Consider the following 19,060-nt stretch of genomic DNA (forward strand, 5'->3'; position numbering starts at 1 on the left):
CTCGCTCGCATCGAGCAGTTGCATGGATACCTATTGGCTGGAGCAGACAGAGGCCGAGCTGCCCGAGGACGATGCGTGGCTCAGCGCCGTCGAACTCTCGCGCCTGCGCGGCCTGCGTTTTCCCAAGCGCCGAGCCGACTGGCGGCTGGGACGCTGGACGGCGAAGTGTGCAGTGGCCACGTACTTGAACCTGCCCAGTGATGCACGCACGCTTGCCACCATCGAGATACGCGCGGCGGCATCGGGAGCGCCTGAGGTTTTCCTCGCTGACAAACCTGCTGCGGTCGTCATTTCACTGAGCCACAGTGCCGGCACAGCGGCGTGTGCCTTGGCGTCTCCCGGCGCGTCGTTGGGTTGCGATCTGGAGATCGTCGAGCCGCACAGCGACGGTTTCATCGCTGATTACTTCACCGCAGACGAGCAGGCGTCGATCGCGCGGACCGTCGCCGCCGACCGGTCGCTGCTTGTGGCCCTCCTCTGGAGCGCGAAGGAGAGCGCACTGAAAACGCTGCGCGAGGGACTTCGGCTGGACACCCGCTCCGTGCAGGTTAGCTGTGGCCCGGAGCAGCAGCAGTGCACCCGGGCCTGGCATCCGCTGCAAGCGCGTTGTGCGGACGGTCAGGTCTTTCACGGATGGTGGCAACGCAATGGCAACCTGGTGCGAACCTTGATTGCCGTTCCGGCGCCGTCCCAGCCCATCGCCCTGAACCTGGGTGCAGCAAATCGCAGCCAAGGGGCGCCAACCAAGCGTGCAAGTCGTTGAATTGATGGTGGCCAGGGACGGAATCGAACTTGAGCCGCCTAGCGGGCGTGACCCGGCGTAAAGCGACGGGGAGAGCCCGCTGGCGAAATCCTGAGCCGCACTTTGCGGCGAAGGACCTCTCCCGAAGAATTTCAATCTTGACTCTGAGTATGGTGGCCAGGGACCGAATCGAACCGCCGACACCAGCCTTTCCAGGGCTGGATTCTCCCGTACCTATCCACCTGAAATCAGGACAGTTGCGCTCAAATTCCCTGCCCTTTTACCCCAGTTTAAAGCAGCCAAATTGCAGCCAATTCCGCGGGTGCGGTGTTTGCCTCATCCAGGAAGACCCCAGCCGGTGACGGGTTTTGTCTCTGGATGCCCAAGTTAGTGGCAGCCAATTCACAAAGGGCTTCCCGGGAGGTTGTGGTCCAACATCGACCAATTTCAATCCAGCCTCTCAGGAGCCCTCGACTCTTCCAACAAAATCTTCCAGCAGCTGGATACGGAGCTCCCGAGCTTGGAAGCTGTCGCAAAGAATTGGGCCGTCTTTGGCCAGCAGCTGCGGGTGCTCGCGCAATCAAAAGGCCAGGCTTTAGGACGTGAACTGCGGTCAGATTCGGAACCAGCGATAGCGCGAGAAACGGATTCTCTCCTCAATGGCCGAGCATTGACAATCGCCGAGTTCAACGACCTGCAAGCGCGAGTCGTGACCGCCACGAAGTTTATTCCAACTTGGCTGGATCTCTGGAGCAGATTGAAAAAGCTGGGCCCTGGATTACCGGAATTCGTCCAGTCACATCACGACTACGTAGAGGCCCATCGGGACAAGGTTGCAAAGGTTCAACAAGCCGCTGAACAAACGTGGGTCGAGATTTGGGGGCTTGATAGCGCAGATGCCACAAAGGTAAAGAAGGCTCACGAGGATGTGAGCTCGCTCGAGAGTGCTTATGCACAACTGCTCGTCGACGCTGGGGTGACGACGCCAGCATTGGCAGTCCAAGCGCCGGTGCTCGCAGGCTTTGGCCTGTACAGCCCCAGGACATACGGAGCCTATCGCTCGACTCGTTCAGCGGCTGACTATCTGGCCGAGATCAAGCATCGAGATCGTCTGTTAGGCATGCTTGCCTACTTAACCGCCATCCTCACCGGCCTCAGCATGAATTACTTCGGGCAGAACTTTGGGACGGTTCATGACTACGTCAAGCTATTCCTGTGGGCATTCGGCGCAAAGGTGGCGGTAGACGCACTCGCAAATAGCTTGGAGCGATGGTTGAGACCTGGAAGTCTTTGATTGTGGGATTGCGCGAGCGTTGCTGAGATTTCAGCTGAATGACTCCCTGAAATGCCGTGGGCATATGTCCGATTAGGGCGATAACTTATCTACTGCTTTGCGGGCAAGGCGACTGTCGACTTGGCCGAGACAGAAGCAGGGACGTTCAAAGACAAGCGGCACGGTCGACATTGCATCGTCGTGGACCGTACAGAATTGCTGGCATGCGCGCTCAGGGGCACGCGTGCCTACCATCTACTTCCTATCGTTTACCCAGCTTTTCCATTTTCGCGCTAGCCCAAGTCCGGCCCAAGTTCCGAAAAATCAGCCAAGGTCAATTGACGACCGCCGCTCCCGGTTGGCTCAGAATCGCCGCAAGCGCATTCCGAAGTCCGGCCTTCACGCGCTCCTGGGTCAGCGCCCGCTCAAATTCGGCCACCGCGACAATGATCTGGAACATGAGCCGGCCCGAGGGCGTGCTGAGGTCTAGGTTGTCGCGCAGGCGGACGAACGCCACTCCAAGGGCTTCAAGCTCGGCTAGTGCGTTGATGAGGTGCCTTAGCGACCGGTTCGAGATCGGCGAGGATCAAGTCCACTTTCCTGGCAACGAACAACAACACGGCAAGTTGGATGAGAGACAGGAGGAATCGTTTGTGATCGTGCAGGTAGGTGGGCGCCGCTCTAAACCAATACCATCGCCCCGGGGACGCCGCTGGCGATGTCGCGGCTTGCATGCGGCAGGAGTATCACACCCACGCCGAAAGCATCCACTGAACAATGGCGGGGACGGTCGTCGCATACACCGCGAATTCGATTGCCTGCGACGTAACGCAGGCGGAGAATTGGCGCACCCCGAAGATACCAGTCCGCCTTGGAGGTCGCATGGCGCGCCACTGCGTCGCATACGTTCTCATGGTGTGTTTCGTTCTTCCCGCGCCAGCTTGGCCGCAATCGGATCAAGCCGCGCCCGAACCGCCTGTCCCAGTACAAACCCAAAACCCACCAACCCCAAACGCAACTGCGGGCGGGGATTCAGCTACCCACACTGGAGCACCGGCACCTCTCGCTGAGCCGAAGAAATCTGGCCCACCTGAAACCACAATCAATGCCAGCGCCACGGTACCCAGTACGCTGCTGTTGGAAGACGGCACGCCTGTGAAGCTGCGAATTGCACAGACTGTATCCTCGGCGGATGCTCACGTCGGGCAACAGCTTGACTTCGAAGTACTCGAAGAAGTCAGATTAAACAGCGTGCTCATTATTCCGTCGCAAGAAGCGAGACCAGCTTGATGCGGCCCTTGCGTGTGGTGGTGATCGACGACGACGCGGACACGTGTGCCTTCCTGCGTGCCGTATTCTCCGCGGAAGGCCACGACTGCCAGGCCTTCCTCAACGCGGAGAGCGCAGAACGGCACCTCGCGGCCAACAAGGCAGACCTGGCGCTGGTGGATATCTATCTCGGCTCGGCCAACGGCATCGACCTGCTGGGCCGTCTCCAGGCGCTGCAGCCTGAGCTTTACCCGGTGGTGATGACGGCGCGAATCAGCGTGGAGACCGCCGCGCGCTCGGTCGCGGAAGGCGCCGTCGATTACGTCAGCAAGCCGCTGACCATCGAACAGATACGCCAGATCTGTACCCGCGCCGACGGATTCCGCTCGCACAGCCGCAAGCCGCCCGCTCCTGCCCAGGTCCGGCTGGAAGACTCCGCGATCATCGGGAGCAGCCCCAACATGCTGGAGGTGTACAAAGCGGTGGGACGGGTGGCGCCCAGCAACGCCAATGTGCTGGTCACCGGCGCCAGCGGCACGGGCAAGGAACTGGTGGCGCGAGCCATCCACCAGCATTCCAAGCGGGCGCCGCAGCCCTTCATTCCCGTCAACTGCGGGTCGTTCACCGAAACCATCCTGGAAAGCGAACTCTTCGGCCACGAGAAGGGAGCGTTCACCGGCGCCGAGAAGGTGCACAAGGGACTGGTGGAAGCGGCCAACGGCGGCACGTTGTTCCTCGACGAAGTGACGGAAACGACGCTCGGCTTCCAGGTGAAGTTGCTACGGGTGATCCAGGAACAGCAAGTACGGCGCGTCGGCTCCAGCGCCTACATCCCGGTGGACGTGCGCATCCTGTCGGCCTCGAACCGGGACGTGCCCGCGATGATCAAGAAGGGGCAGTTCCGGGAGGACCTGTATTACCGCTTGAGCGTAGTCCAGATCGCAGTCCCATCGCTGGACCAGCGGCGCGAGGACATCCCGCTGCTGGTCACGCATTTCCTCCAGCAATTCAACGCGAAGAACGACCGCAATCTGACCATCGAGGCGGGCGCGGTCGAGCGCCTCCAACAGATGGATTGGCCGGGCAACGTGCGCGAACTGGAGAACACAGTGAACCGCCTCGCCATCTTTGCCCCGACCGGCCGGATCACGTTGGCGGACATCCAGGCCGAGGCGCAGCGGGCGTCCTCCACCCCCACGCCGCGCACTGCCGCGGCTGTGCCGCCGGACCGGCTGCTGGAGCTCGAGCGCGAGCACATCGTGCGCATCCTGAAGGAGACGCGCGGCAACAAGTCGGAGGCCGCGCGGCGTCTGGGTATCGAGCGCAAGACCCTTTACAAGAAGGCGCTGCGGCTGGGGATCGACCTGCACACAACGGAAGAGCCATGAGCGCGAAGATGCCACGCGGAGGCGGCTGGGGCAGGACTTGTGGTTTGTCGGCGATGCTGTTCGTACTCGCGGCCGGCCTCTCGGTCGCCCCTGTCATCCGCGAACTTCAGCTTCGTCTCACCGACACGTATTTTCACGTCGCGCCTCAGCCGGCCTCGCCGGCCACCGCTATGCTGGTCCTGATCGACGACGAAAGCCTGCGCCGCTACGGGCGCTGGCCGTGGTCGCGTACTCTGCTGGCACAGCTCACGCGGAACCTGGAGGATGCGGGCGCGGGTGTGATCGGACTCGACATCCTGCTGGCTGAACCGCAGTCTCCTGCAGCCGACAGCCGATTGCGGGACGCACTCGACCAGCGCACCGTGCTGGTGGACAAGATCGGAACCTATCCGGACGGGCCGCGCTGGACCGAGCCGCTGCCGGAGTTCGCGCGATCGGCTGGCGCGGTCGGGCATGCGCTCGCCGTCCTGGATCGCGACGGAGTCTGCCGCCGATTCCCGCCGCGCGAGCTGACCACCGACGGCCCGCGCTGGGCATTCGCGGTGGAATTGGCGCGCCGCGTCGATCCCCGCCGGACGGCGCAGTTCCTCTCCGCGTATGACATCCCCTTCCAGGACGATGCGCTCGTGGCGACCATCGCCAAGCCGGTGCTGGTGCCGATCTCGTTCCGGCGCGGCGGTTTCGAGACCGTTTCTGCGGCAGCGGTGCTGCAAGGCAAGGATCTTGCCCGCGTGCGTGGGAGGCCCGTGCTGGTCGGCTTCGGGCCGGCCGAGATCAGCGACCGAGTCATCACTCCCCTCAGCGGCGAGTTACCGACGCCGGGCGTGGAAGTGCACGCGCATATCTTCGACAGCATCATCAGCGGGCGCACGCTGCGGGACATCCCGATGGGGTCCTCCGCCGCGCTGCTGCTGGTGACTTGCGTGATCGTGGTGCTGGCCTTCAGCCGCTTGCGCGGCTGGCCCGCGGCCGGCGTTTTCCTGGTGATGGGGGCGGCGGTGTACGGTGGCGCGCTGGCGGTGTTCGCGCTCTGGTTCCGCATCGTGCCCGCCGGCTCCATGATCCTTGCCGTGCTGCTAGGCCCGCTGCTGGTCTACACCTCGGACCTGGTGATCGTGGAGCGCAGCCACCTCCGCCAACTGCGAGAGTTGAGGCACTGGCTGGCGTCGCGGCGGCACAACGTTTCCCTGGCGGACAAGGCCGACCTTTCCTGGAGACTCGAGCTGTTGCACGATCTCCAGACGGAACTCGGCTCGCTCTACGAACTTCACGAGACGCTGCTGGAATCGACCCAGGACCTGGTGGCGATCTTCGATGACGGCGGACACTTGCTGCTCAAGAACAGCTCATTCGCCCACGTCTTCCAATGCGAAGATCAGCCAAGATTGGCGCTTGACGACGTGCGCTCGCGGTTGGCTCCGAAGGAAGACGCCCCGCTGGTCTCCACCGGGCACACCGTCGAGGGCGAGGCGTTTATCGGCGATGCGCTGTATTTTGTGCGCATTGTACCCCTGCCTCCGACGACGTTGTCGCCGGGCGGCGGGACCGTGGTTCTGCTCACCGACCTGGCCGCGCGCGTGGAGCGCGACCGTGCCCGCGCCGAGGCCCTCGGATTCATCACTCACGAACTGCGCACGCCCTTGGTCTCCATCCAGGGCTTCGCCGAGGTGATGATGCAATACCCCGACTCGCCGTCCTGCGCCGCGGCTCCGGAGACCATCTTCCGGGAATCGAAGCGGCTGCTGGCGCTGATCAACAGCTATCTCGACGTGCTGCGGCTGGACGCGGGGGCAAGGCCTCTCCGGTCGGATGCCGTGAATCTCGATGAAGTCGTGAAGCAGGTGTTCGACATCCTTCAGCCACTCGCCGCTGCTGCCGGCTCACGCCTGGTTTTCGAGGGCCAGGAACCGGTTGCGATCTCCGGCGACGCACCACTGCTCACCGGGGCCGTACTCAATCTGGTAAGCAATGCAATCAAGTACGGGAAGCCCGGCAAGGACATTCTCGTGAAATGCGCCTGTGCGCGTGACGCGATGGTACTGAGCGTGCAGAATCAAGGGGTGCCGGTCAAGGAGGAAGACGTCTCCCGGCTCTTTGAGCCCTTCTACCGAACTCCGGAAGCGGAAGCGAACAAAGCGGGATGGGGACTCGGCCTTGCTTTCGTGAAACGTATTGCGGAAAAGCACGGCGGTTCGGTACACATCAGTATTACCGCAGAGGGCGCTTCGTTTGAGATTCATCTTCCGGTCAGGTCACTGGCGCTAGCTGCGAAAGGCACGACATGAAATCTCGTACAGTCTGGCGCATCGCGTTCCTGCTGATGTTGGTATTGCCGCTGGCGACAGGGCAAGCTCCGGCCCCGCAGCAGACATCGCTGGCGGTCGGACAAGGAACGATTGCGGCCATCAAGGGAAACGTCTCCATCCATTCGGTCCAGGGAGCCGCGGTTCCGACGCAGCGCGGACAGGTCCTAGCGCCGGAGACCGTCATCGAAACCGAGAAAGGAAGCGTTCTTCTCAATCTGCAGGACGGCTCGCAAGTACAGATCAAAGGCCACAGCCGCGTCGTCCTGAAAGATCCGACCCAGGGCAAGAAATTCTCGCTCGAACTGTTCATCGGCGAAGTCTTGACGAAGATCCAAAAGAAATTGGGCAGCACACCCTCATTCCGCATGGGGACTCCGACCGCCGTCATCACGGTGCGCGGGACCCAGTTCCTGACCGAAGTGGACAAGAAAGGCAAGACATCCCTCTACGTGTACGAAGGCGTCGTCGAGGTCCGGGGCATGATGATCGGAGCGCGTCCAGTGCTTGTGGGGCCTGGGTACCGGACGTACGTGCCGCGGGACCGGGATCCGGAACGGCCACAGCGGATCAACAACCTCGACGACAACAGAGGACCTGGTGGCCGATCAGAGCGAGAGCAGCCCGACTCTTCGCGCGGGGATTCGAGCTCCAGGCAGGAGCGCGACCAACAGCAGCAGCAGCAACAGCAGCAGCCTGGAAGAAGCCGCGAGCCCGATTAGCTCCGTTGTGATTTTCCGCAGTTGGGTACTCATCGGACCCAGTGTGGGTCCGATGGACACACCTGCGCGTCCTCCCCGGACGATTTCGGCCGACTCCCGCCCGGTTTTTCCGCCTGACAAGCGCACCGCTCGAACAGTCCGCACCCCTCTCCGCGATGGACTGTAACGTGCACTTCCCTTGGTCAAATCCAGGCGGGGGTGTCTATCGGCGGCCATGAACCTGTGTGCCACCGTGGCGCGCACATCGACGCCTGGGAATCAAAGGCCACTCACGTGAAAACGGCTGACGGCAAACTATCGGCGCATGAGCTCCCGTCAGCCGTTTTTTTCCTTCAGCCGACACGTCTCCCCGTGTGGCTGACCGGGAGAGGCCGGGGCTGCCTGGCCTTGCTGGTAGTGACGATGGCCGCTCTGTTCACCCCGGTTGCGGCAGCCCAGCTCTCTCCCGGCCCTTTGTCGAAGGCGCACTCCCGCCTCAGTGGCCCCGCCGGATGCACGCGCTGCCACGAAGTTTCGGCGGGTTCGCCGAATTTCCGCTGCCTGGATTGTCATCAAGAGATCGCTACGCGCCTGCAGCAGAAGAAAGGCATGCATCCTGTCTATGTCGGCGCGAGCGGCGGGAATACGTCCTGCGCCCGCTGCCACTCGGAACATAATGGCGAGAATTTCGCGCTCTCGCACTGGGACCCGTCACCCGCCCGGTTCGATCACTCCAAGACCGGATTTTCGCTCGACGGGAAACACGCCGGCTTGGCCTGCGCCAAGTGTCATACGCCGGACAAGTTCCCGCCTGGGGAGCGGCAAAAGCTCACGGCGACTAACCTGAGCCACACTTTTCTCGGCCTCTCCACCAGCTGCGCAGGCTGCCACGAAGACAAGCACCGCGGCCAATTGGGGACGAACTGTGCGCAGTGTCACAACGCCACCGACTGGAGGATCGCCCGCAGCTACGACCATTCCAAGACGCGGTTCGCATTGGCCGGCCTGCACGCACAGGTAGCCTGCCAGAAATGTCACGTGCCCGCGGCCGATGGCGTGGTGAAGTTCGTCGGGCTGAAGTTCCAGCAATGCGAGTCCTGCCACAGCGACCCGCACCGCGGCACTTTTCAGCAAGGGTGCGAATCGTGTCATAACACCGCCGGCTGGAAGCGAACGTCGTTCATGGCGCGCTTCGATCACTCGAAGACCAGGTTCGCGCTGTTGGGAAGGCATTTGGAGGTGCATTGCGACACCTGCCACCGCGGCGGCGATTTCAAGACTCCGCTTGCATTTCAGGCTTGCGCCGATTGTCACAAGCCCGACCCGCATAACGGGCAGTTCGCCAAACGCGCCGACGGCGGCCGTTGCGAAAGCTGTCACACGGTGGGTGGCTTCAAGCCGGCGAAGTTCGAGCTGGCGGAGCACAACCGGACCGGGTTCCCGCTGCGCGAAAAGCACGCGACCGTACAGTGCGCCAAATGTCACGCGCCCTCGGGCCGCGCCACGCTGTTCAAGGTGAAGTTCGCGGCCTGCACCGACTGCCATACCGATGCGCATCGCGGGCAGTTCGCGCGCGCCCCTTATTGGAACCGCTGCGAGAAGTGTCACACCGAATCCGGCTTCAAGCCGTCGATGTTCACCCTCGTCCGGCACCAGGAGAGCACATTCGTGCTGACCGGCGGGCACATTGCGGTCGCCTGCATCGACTGCCACAAGCCCGCGGAGGCCGGACGCACCATCAGTTATCACTTCGACGCGTTGGCGTGCACCACCTGTCATTCCGATCCGCACCGCGGCGAGTTCGTGCCGCGGATGCAGAGGGCCGCGGCCAACAGGCGCTCCGCGGGATGTGAGGCGTGTCACTCGACCAAGTCGTGGCAGGACCTCACGCGCTTTGACCATGACAGCACGAAATTCCAACTGGTGGGCACGCACCGCGCCGTGGAGTGCGCCGGGTGCCATCGCCCACCGAACATGGAACGGACGCTTATGCACGTCAACTTCAGTTCGGCGCCAGCAAAGTGCGAGGAGTGCCACGAGGACCCACACGGCGCCCAGTTCGCGCGCGCGGACAAGGAGACACGCTGCGCCGAGTGCCACAACACCACCAAATGGCGCCCCTCGCTGTTCGACCACGAGAAGACGATTTTTGGGCTCAAGGGGGCGCACAAGGACGTCCGTTGCGCCGGTTGTCACACCAATGTCCGGGCGGTGAGCGAAAGGAAAGTCGTGTTTTACAAGCCGACGCCGACGGCCTGCGCCGCCTGCCACGGCGCCACGGTCGTGGTTACGAAGGGCCTATAGTGCGCGGGCGGTAGGGCACCGAACGCCGCGTTTGGTCCGAGGCGTGCAGTGTAGGTAGTGATTTCTCTGGCCGAAAGGATGCGGGGGATTTGAAAGCAGGGCTGATCTCGCTGACGTTGGCGATGCTGGGATTCCTGTGGCCGATGCCGCAGGCGCAGCAGCGCGGAGCTGCGCCTCGTCCCACGACCCGGAGCCCGCACGGAGCCCTCTCCATCAATTGCGACAACTGCCACACCAACACAGCGTGGAAGCCGATCCGTAACATCCCGGAGTTTGACCACAACAGGACGCGCTACCCGCTCCGCGGCATGCATGAACGCGTAAGCTGCCGCCAGTGCCATACCAGCCTGGTGTTCAGCAGCGCGCCCACCAAGTGCGCCGATTGCCACGCCGACATCCATCGCCGCCAGTTCGGAGCCAACTGCGAGCAGTGCCACACGGTGAAGGGCTGGATGGTATCGATCCAGCAGATCCGGCAGCACGACAACCGCTTCCCCCTGATCGGCGTGCACGCCACGGTGGAATGCGATGCCTGTCACAAGAATGCCGCCGCCGGCCGCTTCGAAGGGCTGTCTACCGATTGTTACTCGTGCCACCAGAAAGACTTTGCAAACAAGGCATTCGACCATCGTGCCATGGGCTTTCCCACCACCTGCCAGACCTGTCACTCCATGGACACCTGGCTGGGCGCGAAGTTCGACCACGCACGATTCACCGGGTTCGCCCTAACCGGGATGCACGCCACTCTGGACTGCACCTCCTGCCACGTGAATGGCAGGTTCCAGGGCACACCAGCCACCTGTTACGGCTGCCACTCCCAGGACTTCCTGGGGACCACGAACCCGAACCACGCCAAGGCAGGGTTCCCCCGCGACTGCGGGATGTGCCACTCCACTGCGACCTGGCTGAACGCAAAATTCGATCACACCGCTTTCACCGGCTTCCCGCTCACCGGCATGCACGCGACCGTGCCGTGCCAGCAGTGCCATGTGAACGGGAATTACAACCTCACCTCGACGGCGTGCTCCTCCTGCCACATCAACGACTACAACGGCGCAACCAGCCCGAATCACAAGGTCCTCGGCTTCCCGACCGACTGCTCCATCTGTCACACGACCAGCGGCTGGACGCCGGCCACGTTCAATCATGCCGCCACCGGTTTTGCGTTGACCGGAGTGCACGCCACTCTGGCCTGCGTCTCGTGTCACGTGAACGGCAACTTCACCAACCTGGGGACGACCTGCGTCTCCTGCCACCTTACCAACTACAACAACACCACCAATCCGAACCACAAGGCCGCCGGGTTCCCGACGGATTGCGCGGTCTGCCACTCGACTTCGGCCTGGCATCCCGCCTCCTTCAACCACAACCTGACGCCTTTCCCGCTCACCGGAGCGCACGTAAACGTGGCCTGCGCAAGCTGTCACGTGAACGGACAGTTCGCCGGAACTCCGACGGACTGCTTCTCCTGCCATGCCAAGGACTACAACAGCGTCACCAATCCGAACCACGTGGCCGCCCACTTCCCGACCACTTGCGGCACCTGTCACAACACGGCGACGTGGCTGGGAGCGACGTTCAACCACACCTGGTTCCCCATCTACTCCGGGGCCCATGCTGGGCAGTGGATGACGTGCAACGACTGCCATGTCAACCCGAGCAATTTCGCGGTGTTCTCGTGCATCACCTGCCACGCGCATGACGCCTCGGTCGTGAATCCCAAACACACCGAGGTTGGCAGCTACAACTACAACGCGACCAGTTGCTACTCGTGTCATCCCACCGGACAGGGAGGTGGCTAAGCCATGCCGCGCTGGATCCATTGGGCGGTACTGATGGCCTGCATGATGGCGCTCTGCGCGTCGGACAGCGACGGTCAGGTCTCGGAGCAGGGTGTGCAGACCACCTTCCGTATCCGTTACGTGACGCTCGGCGCCGTGTACGTCGAGGGCGGCCGCCGCGCCGGACTCTCTGAGGGGATGAAGCTGGTCATCAAGCAGGCCCCCAGTGTGACCGCGTCCAGCAGCAGCAACAACAGCGACGAGCCGGTCGAAGTGCCGCTCATCGCAGAACTGAAAGTCGTGTCGGTGGCGGAGACATCGGCAGTGTGCGAAGTGGTCTCGCACACTCGCGATCTTGTGGCCGGCGACGTGGCCACCCTTCCCTCCGACGAGGTGGAAGTGCTGGTACAAAAGCGCGCGCTCAGCAGCACGCGCAAGTATCCCGCCGTGGTTAGCTTCACCGAGGGCGACCCCATGGACGAGGAAGTGCGCGACCTGGTGCCCCGGCCGCCGCTGCCGGAAGTAAACCAGGCGCGCGGGCGGATCGGCTTCGACTACAGCGGCATGAGAAGCGGTGGAGCGTTTGCCTCGAGTTCCTCGGAGGTGGGCCTGGTGCTGCGCGCCGACATCACCCGCATCAACGGCTCGCACTGGAACCTGAGCGGCTACTGGCGCGGGCGCATCGACTCACGTGCCTCCGATGCAACACAACAATCGATCCAGGACCTGCTCAACCGCACGTATCACATGAGCCTGACCTACGTGAACCCTGATTCGCATTGGGTGGCGGGCCTGGGACGCATGTACCTGCCGTGGGCAAGCAGCCTCGAGACCATCGACGGCGGCTACTTCGGGCGGCGGCTGGCGCAGGGCACGACCGCCGGGATCTTCGCCGGGTCCACGCCCGACCCGGCTTCCTGGAGCTACAACCCGAACCGCCGCATCGCCGGATCGTTCATCAACTTCGAAGGTGGCTCTTGGGACGCGGTCAAGTACAGCAGCACCTTTGGATTCGGAGTGGAAACGCTGGGCTGGCGGATCGACCGCCCCTTCGCCTTCGCCGAGAACAACATCTCCTACAAGCGCGTGTTCTCGCTGTACCACGCGGTCCAGATCGACAACCCGCGCTCGCCCGATCCCACCTTGCCGCCAGTGGGAATGGGCATCGGCCACAGCTATCTCACCCTGCGCTTCCAGGTCCATCCGCGCGTGTCGCTCGACCTGAACCACAACTATTTTCGCGACGTGCCCACCTACGACCCGCAACTCGTCGGCACCGGCTTGCTCGACAAGTACCTATTCCAAGGGGTGAGCGGGGGAGCGCGCGTGGAGCTGCCGCAGCACGTGACCGTGTACACCAACATCGGCCGCAGCAGCAGCAGCGGCGACACCAAGGGCTCGTGGAACACGATGTTTGGAGTGACGCTGGGGCGCATCTGGCGGACCGGGCTGCGCGCCGACCTCCGCTACTCCAAGTTCGACAGCGCTTTTGCGCAAGGCTCCTACCGCGCCCTCTCTTTGTCCCGCAACTTCCGAGAGGCGATCCGCTGGGAAGTGCAGGCCGGCTCGCAGGTATTCGTCTCGCCGTTCACCACGGACAACGGTTCGCGCTTCATCAACACCCACGTGGACCTGAATCTCGGGTCGCGCTACTTCCTCGAGGGCGGGTTCACGCTGCAGCGTGGAGCGATCCAGAACTATACCCAGTGGTACACCAGCTTCGGCTACCGGTTCGACAACCGGTGGCGCAAGCAGGAGAAGGCCGATGCCGAACAGAAGTAGGGCGCGTCTCGCCCTTGCCCTGGCCATGTTCCTGATCCGGGCGGAGCCGCGCGCCTGGGCCCAGGACACAGACCTGGAAAAAGTGCTCGACAAGACCAGCCACCAGGTCAGCGCCTTCCTGGACCAGGTCTCGGACGTGAAATGCACGGAGCGGGTCACACTGGAGAAGCTCAACAAGGGAGGCCACGCGGAATACACCGAACATGGCACCTACGATTACCTCGTCCTGTTGTCGGGAGGGAACGACGATCTGCAACTGAACGAATCGCGGATACCGTCCGCGCAGGACCGCAAGACAAAGAATCTCCCCATGCTGATCAGCAATGGGTTCTCCACCCTGTTCTTGATCTTCCATCCCTACTACCGGGGTAGTTTTCGCTTCGATGCCGAAGCGGATGACACGATCGACGGACAGCGCTTGCTGCGCGTGCACTTCTCGCATGTCCCAGGGTCGCGCACACCGGCAGCGCTCGCGGTGCGTGGCCGGGAGTATCCGCTGGACCTGGCCGGCACGGCGTGGATCGACCCCGCCACCGGAATGATCGCGCGCATCGACGCCGCCGTCGCCAAGGACATGCGCGACGTCGGCTTGAGTGCACTCTCTACCCATGTCGACTACGCCCCCATCCGTCTGCCGGGGTGGACGCAGACATACCGCTTCCCGGTACTGGCGACCGTTGACGTCGAAACCCTTCGCCAGCATTGGCGCAACGAACACCGCTTCAGCGAATACAAACGGTTCATGGTCGACACCCAGGAATCGGTGTCCAGCGACATAGGAAAGAAATGAGCACTCCTGCAACTCTGACAACCTACGTGGCGCCCGCGGCTGACAAGGAACGCGGGCATCGGATGCGGGTGTACGCGGCGGCCATGGCCTCCGTGGTGCTGCTGTCCGCGCTAGCCTTTTACGGCGCCGACTACTACGTCCTGGGCGCTGCGGACCGGCCCCTCTCACCCAAGCACGCGCTGCTGAAGCCCAGCGGCCGGATCGGGACCAAGCTGGGCATTCTCGGCGCCGGCTTGTTCCTGTTGATCTTTCTTTACGCGCTGCGAAAGCGCGTGCCGTGGCTGGCGAAACAGGGCAAATCGAAACACTGGCTCGATTACCACGTTGTGGCCGGACTCACCGCGCCGGTGGTGATCGCCCTCCATTCTTCGTTCAAGTTCCACGGCATCGCCGGGATCGCCTTCTGGATCATGGTGGCGGTCGCCATCAGCGGGATCATCGGGCGGTACATCTACGCCCAGATCCCGCGGTCGCTGGATTCCGCCGAAGTGTCCCTGAAGGAGTTGGGGAACGAACAGGAAGAGATGGAGAGCGAACTCGCGGGACAGCGGATCCTCGCGGCTGCGGACCTGCAGCGTGTACTGCGCATGCCGGGCCCGGAGGAAGTGCGGCGTATGCCGCTGTACCGGGCATTGCTGCTGGTGATCGCCCTCGACCTGATGCGCCCCTTCCAGATCGCGCGCCTGCGCCGCCGGGCCCTGCGATGGACCGGCATCGCGCTCTCGCTCGGCGGGCTGTTGAGTACGGAGAACCCGGAAGTGGAGCGCGTCATCGAAACCGCGCGGCGCAAGTCGGCGCTCTCCAAGCGCGTGGCCTTCCTCTCTCGCACGCAGCAGGTGTTCCACCTCTGGCACGTCGTGCACCGGCCCTTCAGTTACTCCTTCGCAGTGCTCGCGCTGATCCATATCGCGGTGGTGCTGTTGCTCGGCTACTACTGATCTATGTTCGAATCGCTGCTCACATTCTTGCTTGCCGGTGCGGTGACGCTGTTCTTCGTGCGCGGATACCTGAAGAAGCTCACCGCTGCGAAGAGCGTGCGCGGCGCAGGGGAACACCAGGTTCCGAAAAAAGTCCGTCCCTGCCCGCGATGCGGCAAGTCCATGGAACTGGGAACCGCCTTTTGCCCGCACTGTGGCGCGGCCATGGCTATGTGGACTGTGCACGGGGCCGCCGCGCAGCAGGGAGAAGCAGCGGCCGCCACGGGGAAGCCCAAGCCGGTGATCAATGCCTCGCTGTGTATAGGGTGCGGAAGCTGCGTCCACGAATGCCCGGAGACCGGCACGCTGGAGCTGAGCGCCGGCAAGGCGATCCTGGCTCATGCCGAGCGCTGTACCGGGCACGCCAAGTGCGTCGAAGTGTGCCCCACGCAAGCCATCACGCTCTCCTTCGGCGGGGTCTTGCAGACCCTGCGCGTGCCGCTGGTGAAGGAGAACTTCGAGACCAACGTGTCAGGCATGTTCATCGTCGGCGAGCTTTGCGCCATGGGGCTAATCAAGACCGCCGTCAATGAAGGCAAGCTGGTCATCGATCACGTGCGGAAGCGGCTGCCTGCGGAGGGTTCAGGAGTTCAGACCGATGGGATGTACGACGTCGCCATCGTGGGCGCTGGTCCTGCTGGGCTGAGCGCCTCCCTCAGCGCGCAGCAGTTCGGGCTGAAATACATAACGCTCGAGCAGGGAGAGATCGCGTCCACCATCCGGAATTACCCGCGACAGAAGTTCCTCATGGCGGAGCCGATCGACATCCCGCTTTACGGGGCGCTCTACGTCGGCGACGGCACCAAGGAAGCGCTGCTGGCGGTCTGGGAGACCATCATCGCCAACACCGGAGTGCGCATCAACACCAACGAGAAAGTGGAATCGGTGCAGAAGAACTCGTCCGGGTTCCATGTCAAGACCATGAAAACCGACTATCGGGCGCGCTACGTCATACTCGCCATGGGCCGGCGCGGCACGCCCCGCAAGCTCGGGGTTGAGGGGGAGGATCTCCCCAAGGTGTCGTATCGCCTCATCGAGGCCGATACCTACGACGGCAAGCAGGTACTGGTGGTCGGAGGCGGCGATTCGGCTATCGAAGCGGCGCTTGCACTCTGCCGTTCTGGGAAGAACACGGTCAACTTGTCATATCGCGGCGATTCCTTCCGCCGGGCGCGCGAGCGTAACCGGGAGCACCTGGAACAGGCACGCAAAGGCGGGCATGTACAGGTCATCCTGAATTCGAATTTGGAGAAGATCGCGACGGACCACGTTGTCATCAGTAGCGTCGAACGGCAGGCGATCCGCATTCCCAACGACTACGTCTTCGTGCTCATCGGCGGCGAATCGCCCGAGGAGTTCCTCCGCAGGGTGGGCATCGAGATGGTGAACAAATCCCTCTCCGCATAGGAAAAAACGGCAGCCTGCCAGGGCATGCTGCCGAAAAGATCTGCTGTCACCGGCCCCAGCGGTATCCCCGACTGTGACCTGGCGAGTTTTAGCCTCTCTCGTAGCCTGACATGTAACCCTCCTGACGAGTCTGCTGGAGGGCAACGCTTATAGTGAATCGACGCGACGAGGCCGATTGCTTGTCGGACCACTTCCTTGAGAACGGGGTCATCCGCTTTCGGTAGCGTGCGAGGCGTCTTTGCATTGGATGTCAACGTGTAAGCCTTTGCTCCGCAGCTATCATCACCAGCTGATTCGAAAAACCAACTGAGGCCAGCCGAAGTGAAATAACCAGCAAACCAGCGCGGAGCGATACAAATGGAACATAAGTCGGTATCGAGCCCTTCGTGTTGTGGGAACCCACAGGTGTTATGCGCATCTGAACTGAGGGTGGAGTCGAAAACCAGACTGATAAACAACAACTTGCGGTTAACCGGGCGTGGACGTCGGGTCAAATAGCCACTGCAACTCCATCCACTTTCCTAATCCAGCCACGGAAATGTGAAGACGTCGATGAATCTTCCGCCGTCAGGGCCGTTGGGATGCCCGGCCCCATATTTCAACCTGAGCGTGTAAGAGCCTTTCGCTGTTTGCAACATGAGTTGCCGCGGATCCCGCTCCCGTTCCTACAGAACACACGTATTCTCAGCCGGCGACATCTGCATGGTGGGTTTATTGGGCGGGATTGCGGGGGAACTTCAGGTAGGGCATGCGCACGCCGTTGATGAATACCTGGTCGGCGCGGATGTTGAGGGGCGCCTCGAAGCCGAGGCTGCCGCCGTTGGCGACAAAGTCGTCCTGCTCCACGCCGTCGCCGCTGATGCCCAGCCCGCCGACCAGCACCCCATCTCTGTACAGCGGGACGCTGCCGGGGAAAAAGACGATGCCGCTCTGGTTCGGACCCGGCGGCTGTGAACCCTGGGTGCACGGGTTCGCGACGTCGAACTGATAGAGACTGAAGAAGAAAGGTCCAGGCCCGCTGCCGTCGATTCCAGGCGGGAAGAATGGTTGTGCGCCGAAGCTGATGGTGCGATTGGTGCTGGCGGTCCCGGGCGGGATGCCGGGAAGATCGCCGATACCCGCGGGCGAGTTGAAGTACACCATGTTGCGCGCCTTGGCGACGGCCACGTCGATGCTGAAGACGGTGGAGTCGGGCATGCGATGGAGGCCGATGATGGTGCCGTCCAGGTCGGCGACGGCGATGGCCATACGCGCGCGGGAACCCAGCGGCAGGCGGATGACGGCGCGCGTGATGCTGGCGGTATCCACGGCATTGGTGATGATGGACTGAACCTCCGCTGCCGTCAGTCCGCCGATCGGGCCCGGTTGTGGAGCCATCAGGCCGCCTTCCGGGGGCGGTCCCGGACTGGCGATGGGGCCGACGACGTACCCTCCGACGATGGTCCCGGGGTTCGAGCCGACGGGGCGCGTGGTTTGGTTCACGAAGGGCAGCGACACGCCGTCGATCACGACCACGCCGGGCGGCGCGGGATTGGGGCCAAACCCTGCACCAACGGCGCCCGAGAAGGCCGCGAATTCGGCGACATTCGGCGCCACGCCCGCGACTCCCACGCCGCCGACCAGCACACCATTCTTGAACAGCGGCACGCCGCCGGGATCGACCGCCGTCTGGTCGGAATCGTTCACATCCACCTTGCCGGTCGCGATTCCGAGGCCCAGAGCGGCGCCGCTGATGGAGCGCGCCGGCGGAAGCGATTGCCCGGGAAGGTAGGGGATGTTCAGGGGGCACCCGCGGTTGGTGTTCTCGATGCCGTAGAGCGCGCCATTGGCGACGAACTGGATGCCGGGAGGGAAATGGGTCCCGCTGATGAAGCGCACGGTACGCGACGACAGCGGCGCCTGGTTATTGCTGAAGAATGCTCCGGTGCGGGCGAGCGAGACGGCGAGCTCGTTGGTGTCCACGACGGCGCTGAAGTTGCCGATGGAGGTGGGGGGCGTGCCGGGCTTCTGGAAGACGGCGAGGATGTTCCCTGAGCGGTCGGTGACAGCAACAGCGAACGGCGCATCCACGGACTGGACGGCGTTCTGCACCACCGACTGGACGTCGGCCAAGGTGAGCGTCTGGGGCGGCAGCGGTGGAGGCACTGGAAAAGACAGTGAGCCGCCACCATTGCTTCCGCAGGAAAGCAGCAGCGCAGCAAGACAAAGCGCCAGCGCCAGTTTCCAATCCCAGATTCTTGCAGGCACGAGCCGGTCCCCAAAAGAAACTCATACCATACGACAGCCTGCGGTGAAGATGATACTGGTCTTTTGGCCGTCTTGTGATTGCCGGACCATTGTGAT

13 protein-coding genes and 1 tRNA gene are annotated in these 19,060 nt (G+C 62.9%); 11 read left to right on the plus strand and 3 right to left on the minus strand.

The window, feature by feature from the left end; all coding sequences use genetic code 11:
• Positions 1-22 precede the first annotated feature (22 nt).
• Entirely contained in the window at positions 23-763 is a 741-nt protein-coding gene (locus LAN37_06925; GenBank protein MBZ5646942.1) for a 4'-phosphopantetheinyl transferase superfamily protein, read from the plus strand.
• A 150-nt stretch (positions 764-913) separates the two neighbouring features.
• Here LAN37_06925 and LAN37_06930 read toward each other — a convergent pair.
• Positions 914-982 (minus strand) — tRNA-Ser (locus tag LAN37_06930).
• 280 nt (positions 983-1,262) lie between these two features.
• Between LAN37_06930 and LAN37_06935 the strand changes: the two genes are divergently transcribed.
• Positions 1,263-2,036 carry a hypothetical protein gene (locus tag LAN37_06935; GenBank protein ID MBZ5646943.1) on the plus strand — a complete coding sequence of 258 codons (774 nt, stop codon included), beginning with the start codon at positions 1,263-1,265 and terminating at the stop codon, positions 2,034-2,036.
• Between the two features lie 313 nt (positions 2,037-2,349).
• On the opposite strand, the gene LAN37_06940 is transcribed toward LAN37_06935, so the two are convergent.
• Positions 2,350-2,592, minus strand: coding sequence for a recombinase family protein (locus tag LAN37_06940; GenBank protein MBZ5646944.1), 243 nt, complete (start codon positions 2,590-2,592; stop codon positions 2,350-2,352).
• A gap of 712 nt (positions 2,593-3,304) precedes the next feature.
• Here LAN37_06940 and LAN37_06945 point away from each other — a divergent pair.
• The 9 genes from LAN37_06945 to LAN37_06985 all read left to right on the plus strand — a co-directional run bounded on the left by LAN37_06945 (position 3,305) and on the right by LAN37_06985 (position 16,717).
• Positions 3,305-4,672, plus strand: coding sequence for a sigma-54 dependent transcriptional regulator (locus LAN37_06945; protein MBZ5646945.1), 1,368 nt, complete (start codon positions 3,305-3,307; stop codon positions 4,670-4,672).
• The gene (locus LAN37_06950; GenBank protein ID MBZ5646946.1) at positions 4,669-6,957 is read left to right on the plus strand and encodes a CHASE2 domain-containing protein; all 2,289 of its coding nucleotides are present in this window, start codon (positions 4,669-4,671) and stop codon (positions 6,955-6,957) included. The genes LAN37_06945 and LAN37_06950 overlap by 4 nt, the downstream gene beginning before the upstream one ends.
• A complete protein-coding gene (locus LAN37_06955) occupies positions 6,954-7,697 on the plus strand; it encodes a FecR family protein (GenBank protein ID MBZ5646947.1) in 744 nt (247 codons plus the stop codon). The genes LAN37_06950 and LAN37_06955 overlap by 4 nt, the downstream gene beginning before the upstream one ends.
• 402 nt (positions 7,698-8,099) lie before the next feature.
• The gene (locus LAN37_06960; GenBank protein ID MBZ5646948.1) at positions 8,100-9,980 is read left to right on the plus strand and encodes a hypothetical protein; all 1,881 of its coding nucleotides are present in this window, start codon (positions 8,100-8,102) and stop codon (positions 9,978-9,980) included.
• Between the two features lie 89 nt (positions 9,981-10,069).
• Complete coding sequence (locus tag LAN37_06965) at positions 10,070-11,782, plus strand: hypothetical protein (GenBank protein MBZ5646949.1); 1,713 nt, start codon at positions 10,070-10,072, stop codon at positions 11,780-11,782.
• Between the two features lie 3 nt (positions 11,783-11,785).
• Positions 11,786-13,543 carry a hypothetical protein gene (locus LAN37_06970; protein MBZ5646950.1) on the plus strand — a complete coding sequence of 586 codons (1,758 nt, stop codon included), beginning with the start codon at positions 11,786-11,788 and terminating at the stop codon, positions 13,541-13,543.
• The gene (locus tag LAN37_06975) at positions 13,527-14,333 is read left to right on the plus strand and encodes a hypothetical protein (GenBank protein MBZ5646951.1); all 807 of its coding nucleotides are present in this window, start codon (positions 13,527-13,529) and stop codon (positions 14,331-14,333) included. The genes LAN37_06970 and LAN37_06975 overlap by 17 nt, the downstream gene beginning before the upstream one ends.
• Positions 14,330-15,271, plus strand: coding sequence for a hypothetical protein (locus LAN37_06980; GenBank protein MBZ5646952.1), 942 nt, complete (start codon positions 14,330-14,332; stop codon positions 15,269-15,271). Before LAN37_06975 ends, LAN37_06980 begins: the two co-directional genes overlap by 4 nt.
• 3 nt (positions 15,272-15,274) lie before the next feature.
• Positions 15,275-16,717 carry an NAD(P)-binding domain-containing protein gene (locus tag LAN37_06985; protein MBZ5646953.1) on the plus strand — a complete coding sequence of 481 codons (1,443 nt, stop codon included), beginning with the start codon at positions 15,275-15,277 and terminating at the stop codon, positions 16,715-16,717.
• Positions 16,718-17,428: 711 nt separating this feature from the next.
• Here LAN37_06985 and LAN37_06990 read toward each other — a convergent pair.
• Positions 17,429-18,964: a heme-binding protein gene (locus tag LAN37_06990; GenBank protein ID MBZ5646954.1), complete on the minus strand. Its 1,536-nt coding sequence runs from the start codon at positions 18,962-18,964 to the stop codon at positions 17,429-17,431.
• Positions 18,965-19,060: the final 96 nt, after the last annotated feature.

It is taken from the genome of Terriglobia bacterium, assembly GCA_020073495.1.
In the GTDB taxonomy this organism is placed as follows: Bacteria; Acidobacteriota; Terriglobia; order Terriglobales; family Acidobacteriaceae; genus JAIQFD01.

Bases quoted from the DNA above. Each gene is read 5' to 3' on its own strand.
- LAN37_06955 (MBZ5646947.1), top strand. From the start codon at position 6,954: ATGAAATCTCGTACAGTCTGGCGCATCGCGTTCCTGCTGATGTTGGTA.
- LAN37_06950 (MBZ5646946.1), top strand. From the start codon at position 4,669: ATGAGCGCGAAGATGCCACGCGGAGGCGGCTGGGGCAGGACTTGTGGT.
- LAN37_06925 (MBZ5646942.1), top strand. From the start codon at position 23: ATGGATACCTATTGGCTGGAGCAGACAGAGGCCGAGCTGCCCGAGGAC.
- LAN37_06975 (MBZ5646951.1), top strand. From the start codon at position 13,527: ATGCCGAACAGAAGTAGGGCGCGTCTCGCCCTTGCCCTGGCCATGTTC.
- LAN37_06980 (MBZ5646952.1), top strand. From the start codon at position 14,330: ATGAGCACTCCTGCAACTCTGACAACCTACGTGGCGCCCGCGGCTGAC.
- LAN37_06945 (MBZ5646945.1), top strand. From the start codon at position 3,305: ATGCGGCCCTTGCGTGTGGTGGTGATCGACGACGACGCGGACACGTGT.
- LAN37_06985 (MBZ5646953.1), top strand. From the start codon at position 15,275: ATGTTCGAATCGCTGCTCACATTCTTGCTTGCCGGTGCGGTGACGCTG.
- LAN37_06960 (MBZ5646948.1), top strand. From the start codon at position 8,100: ATGGCCGCTCTGTTCACCCCGGTTGCGGCAGCCCAGCTCTCTCCCGGC.
- LAN37_06970 (MBZ5646950.1), top strand. From the start codon at position 11,786: ATGCCGCGCTGGATCCATTGGGCGGTACTGATGGCCTGCATGATGGCG.